This window comes from Roseburia sp. AF42-8, assembly GCF_003435965.1.
Lineage (GTDB): Bacteria > Bacillota > Clostridia > Lachnospirales > Lachnospiraceae > Roseburia_C > Roseburia_C amylophila.
In genome coordinates this window covers 1-574 of the sequence record NZ_QTVB01000152.1, presented here as the reverse complement: position 1 = coordinate 574, position 574 = coordinate 1, and the positions used below count along the sequence as shown (strand labels likewise).

The 574-nt window shown below is 30.7% G+C and carries 1 protein-coding gene; it reads right to left on the bottom strand.

All coding sequences use genetic code 11. The annotated features are described in order from the left end of the window. Nucleotides 1-39: 39 nt before the first annotated feature. Nucleotides 40-450 (bottom strand): hypothetical protein, encoded by a 411-nt coding sequence (locus tag DW059_RS15765; RefSeq protein WP_199534411.1) that lies wholly within the window; start codon nt 448-450, stop codon nt 40-42. Nucleotides 451-574 lie beyond the last annotated feature (124 nt).

Genomic DNA, 574 nt, shown 5'->3' with positions numbered 1-574 from the left:
ATAATATTATCATCTGGTTCTTGAATTTGTCCCAAAATCTCATAAAAAAACATATTTGACATAATATCTTATGTTATCTGAAATTAACATTTCCTTACCAAATATGATGAAGTCTTCACTATTATATTCCAAAAGATTCTGCAAAAACATCTGTACCTGATATCGTCTTCCGGGCGTTTGTCTGCATTTTTCGCCTATAATATTTTCCAGCTTTTGCACCTGAAAATATTTTTCCATCATTCTTTGCGACATAAAATAATCTAAAATCGATTGATGCACAAAGCCCACCCTATCATTTTGAATCACAACAATTTCTGATGATATCAGATAATCTAATCCAGCTTCTTCAACATTCAGTATTTGTTTAGGAACATACAAACGTCCTGTTTTCTCCAAAACATCAACAATTCTTATTTTCGTTTCAGTAATAGTTCTTTGCTGTAATCCCATGGTTATACTTTTTCTACATATTTGCTCAAACCATTTATCTATCAAATGACTGGTAGTTAAACCATCCCCATAAATTTCTTTTTTTTTCCAAATTGTTGCCAGATATAAAGATTACTTGGTATTC